At 48.9% G+C, this 3730-nt stretch carries 4 protein-coding genes and 3 tRNA genes; 5 read left to right on the top strand and 2 right to left on the bottom strand.

Annotation, left to right across the window (positions count from 1 at the left end; all coding sequences use genetic code 11):
* Both AC3DOM_RS16520 and acpS read left to right on the top strand, forming a co-directional pair.
* The coding region (locus AC3DOM_RS16520; RefSeq protein ID WP_487920137.1) for a M16 family metallopeptidase at window positions 1-1256 on the top strand (1256 nt) is incomplete at its 5' end.
* Window positions 1257-1489: 233 nt separating this feature from the next.
* Complete coding sequence (gene acpS / locus AC3DOM_RS16525) at window positions 1490-1855, top strand: holo-ACP synthase (RefSeq protein WP_487920138.1); 366 nt, start codon at window positions 1490-1492, stop codon at window positions 1853-1855.
* 103 nt (window positions 1856-1958) lie between these two features.
* On the opposite strand, the gene AC3DOM_RS16530 is transcribed toward acpS, so the two are convergent.
* Window positions 1959-2204 (bottom strand): hypothetical protein, encoded by a 246-nt coding sequence (locus AC3DOM_RS16530; protein ID WP_487920139.1) that lies wholly within the window; start codon window positions 2202-2204, stop codon window positions 1959-1961.
* Between the two features lie 11 nt (window positions 2205-2215).
* Window positions 2216-3067, bottom strand: a complete 852-nt coding sequence (locus AC3DOM_RS16535) for a hypothetical protein (protein ID WP_487920140.1) — start codon at window positions 3065-3067, stop codon at window positions 2216-2218.
* Window positions 3068-3292: 225 nt separating this feature from the next.
* On the opposite strand from AC3DOM_RS16535, the gene AC3DOM_RS16540 reads away from it, so the two are divergent.
* The 3 genes from AC3DOM_RS16540 (at window position 3293) to AC3DOM_RS16550 (ending at window position 3643) form a co-directional block, all read left to right on the top strand.
* Window positions 3293-3365, top strand: a tRNA-Thr gene (locus tag AC3DOM_RS16540).
* 96 nt (window positions 3366-3461) lie between these two features.
* A tRNA-Tyr gene (locus AC3DOM_RS16545) sits at window positions 3462-3544 on the top strand.
* Between the two features lie 26 nt (window positions 3545-3570).
* Window positions 3571-3643, top strand: a tRNA-Thr gene (locus AC3DOM_RS16550).
* The last annotated feature ends 87 nt before the right edge of the window (window positions 3644-3730 follow it).

The raw sequence follows: 3730 nt of genomic DNA on the forward strand, positions 1-3730 counted from the left end.
CCGCCCTGCCCGGTGCCGATGATATTTCCCGTGTCGTTCTAGGGAACGGGATCACGATCTTATGCCGAACAAATTTTAACAGCCCCTCTGTGGTGCTCCGCGGAAATCTTCCTGCGGGCTCGCTATTTGATCCAGATGAAAAACATGGGCTGGCAGATTTCACTGCCTCGGCTATCTTGCGTGGCACAAAAACCCGGGATTTCCAGGCCATCTACGATGCGCTCGAATCGGTCGGTGCAAGTTTTGGGTTCGGTGCGAATATGCATACGATCAGCTTTGGCGGACGTGCATTGGCAGAAGATTTGTCTCTCCTGGTGGGGATGCTTTCCGATGGTTTGCGTCAACCGACTTTTCCTGAAGAGCATATTGAACGTTTGCGTGCCCAATATCTGACCGGCCTTGCCATCCGTGCCCAGGATACCCGCGATATGGCAGAGCTCGTCTTTGATGAGATTCTTTACGCAGATCACCCTTATCGGCATTCAGGTGATGGCACTCCTGAAACGATAAAAGCAATTACGCGCGATGACCTGGCTGAATTCCATCAGAATACTTACGGCCCGCGAGATATGGTTCTGACGGTTGTCGGTGCAATTGAAGCCGATGATGCCATCGCTCAGGTGGAAGAAATGCTTGGCGATTGGGAGAATCCGGCTCAACCGCCAAAGCCGACTGTGCCAGAAAAGGATCCCCTCGAAGAACGTGTGCAACGTCATCATGCTATTGCTGGTAAATCCCAGGCAGATCTGATGCTGGGATTTCTGGGCCCCAAGCGTCTGGACGATGACTTCATGGCTGCCTCACTCGGAAATTCTGTTCTCGGTCAATTTGGTTTGATGGGCCGGATCGGGGATGTTGTCCGCGAAAAATCGGGCCTGGCCTATTACGCCTACTCCAGCCTGAGTGCAGGGCAGGGCCCGGGAGCCTGGTATGTCAGCGCAGGCGTAAACCCCGCTAATGTTGAGAAGGCGATTGATCTGATCATCAAGGAGTTGGAACTTTTCATTAATAATGGCGTTACTGAAGAAGAATTGCTTGATTGTCAGACAAATTATATCGGAAGTTTACCTCTCTCTTTGGAATCAAACAGTGGCGTAGCGAGTGCATTACTTCGGATTGAGCGTTATGATCTTGGCCTGGATTATTATCGTCACTACCCTGATCTCGTGCGCGCTGTCACCTTGGATGATATTCTCGCTGTTGCCCGGAAATATATGGAATTAGAGAGACTCGCCATTGCAACGGCGGGACCATAACTGTTGAAATGAATGAGTCTTTCAATACTTATTTCAGGAATTTATTCTAGAATGGTTCCCGCCGCAGTCCACGGCGGCGAGGACGCCACCTGGAGCGTGATTTTTTAATAGATACTATTAGGACTCACGCATTTTTATAGTCCTGGTCCCAATGCTCTGCGTTGGGGTATTGTAGACAGCTACAACGCAGAGCGTTGCAGCGAGAAAAAAGATATTTTGCGTAAGTCCTGACTATGAAACTTTCAACCGGCATTGACCTGATCGAAACCAAACGGATCGCTGATACGATCGAGCGGCACGGCGAGCGCTTTTTACAGCGTGTTTATACAGAGCGTGAGATTGCAGATTGCGCAGGGCGGATCGAGTCCCTTGCGGCGCGTTTCGCCGCCAAGGAAGCGGTGGCAAAAGCCCTCGGATGTGGAATTGGTGATATTGGCTGGCAGGAAATCGAAGTTCAACGTAACGCAAAGCGAGCGCCAAAGCTGATCCTCTCTGGAGAAGCAGCCCGCCTTGCGAAAAAAATGAAACTAAAGACGTGGTCAGTCAGCCTGAGCCATAGCCAAAGCCATGCAATTGCGATGGTTGTGGGAATTGGATAGATAAAAAGTGACAGTCACCTTGTAGGTGACTGTCACTTTTCTGTCAATCAATCAAAAAGACCTTCAGTTTATCGCTCTGAAGATCTTTTATGTATAGTTTCAATTAAACTTTCTTCTTATATCGGCTATCGTCTATCCCGATCCACAAATGGCCAGGTAGGATTGGCTGATACGGAAGGATGGCAATCTTGTTTTCTTCTGTAGTCTTTTCAGCCAACATACTTGGATGCACCATACAAAGATTTGGGTCGCGTCCATATTTTTTATGGTAATACTCAGCCGCTTTTTTTACCTTGGTTCCAAGCGTGGTCTTTTTATCATTATCGAACCATAACATTCCTGCTTGCATATTTACCTCCTTCATTGATGGTATCCCGCTCGCGGGCGGGGAGAATATGGGGGAGAGACAGGTGGAACCCAGAACTTTACCCATTGACGATTTTCGTTTAGAACAAACTCCAATCCTGGCTCAAGAAGATGGAGAGCCGCACCCTGCGTGGGGGAAATTGACTCCGCGTCAACAGTATTACGCACAGCCCCCAGAAGCCGTGTGCGAAATGCAGCTAACCAGGGGAGAACCTTCCCACAGCGTCCGGCATTTAGGGAGATAATAGGCCATACCCGGCGATTGGGACCCCTCAAAAGCAACCAACGCAATTTTTGTTGCACAGAGTCGTTCATCTCCATAACCGCTTCAAGATTATCAATCAGTAGAAGCGCAAAGCGCTGCTCACTATGATTGTTATGTGCCCAATCTGCCAGCGATAAGATGAAGTCGTCTGCGCTTTTATGGAAGGTCGGAAAGATTCCCATACAGTTTTTAATTTCTTCGATGCCCTCCCATTCACCAGGGTGGTCAGTAATGACCCCAAATTGCAAACCTGCCGGTCTATGAGTGACCGCTGTAGCCTGAGCAATCCTTTGCAGAAGCGCTGTTTTCCCGCAATCCTGATCTCCGGCGATGAGGATCGGACCTGGGGTTGGGTCGTTCAAGTTGAGCAGGATCGGAAGCCCATCATAAGCTGCCCCAAGGAAGAGGGCGTCTTGTGGCAAATTTCCAAATTTAGCCAGAACTTTGTCAAGGGGTATGGGAGCAAGTTGTGGGGGAGTGCGCTTCGCCGCTTCTTGTCGCCTCTCTTTCGAGACAAGATCCGAGGTTGCTTCTTCGAATGCACCAAGGGCTAATTCGTAGTTTCGTCTAATAGAATTCATAAGATATGCACCAGATTTGTTTATCGAACATATGTTCTATTTTACAGCAAATTCCCTGTTTGTCAAGTGATTGCAACAAGGAATTGATTTATTGCAATATTGCTTGACTTGCCCCTTGAATTCTGATAAACTCCAACGCTGTATATCCCAGGCCGTTCTCGGATATGTCTTGCCGTCGCGATGAGCATTTGGTATAATCGCTCTGCTTAAAGCAGAGATGCCCTTGCCGACGTAGCTCAATCGGCAGAGCAGTCGCCTTGTAAGCGACAGGTTATGGGTTCAATTCCCATCGTCGGCTTTAGTCTGTGCCAAGTTTGACAAGGCATTGATAGTTGGTCCTCATTGCTAGGCGCGATATTGATCTCGAACCAGTGACGGCTTAATAATCTAAATTGGGCGGTTACCCAAGTGGCCAACGGGGGCTGACTGTAAATCAGCTGGCAGTAGCCTACGGCGGTTCGAATCCGTCACCGCCCACTCCCTTTTTTGGGGAAGAGCACTAAGCCCTCATAGCTCAGTCGGTAGAGCGCGTTCTTGGTAAGAACGAGGTCATGGGTTCAAATCCCATTGAGGGCTCTAGTTGCTGGTCAGAGCATTTTTTTGTTAATAAGGAGAAAGAGATGGCAAAGGAAAAGTTTGATCGATCAAAACCGCACGTGAATG

This window comes from Candidatus Desulfolinea nitratireducens (assembly GCF_982879505.1).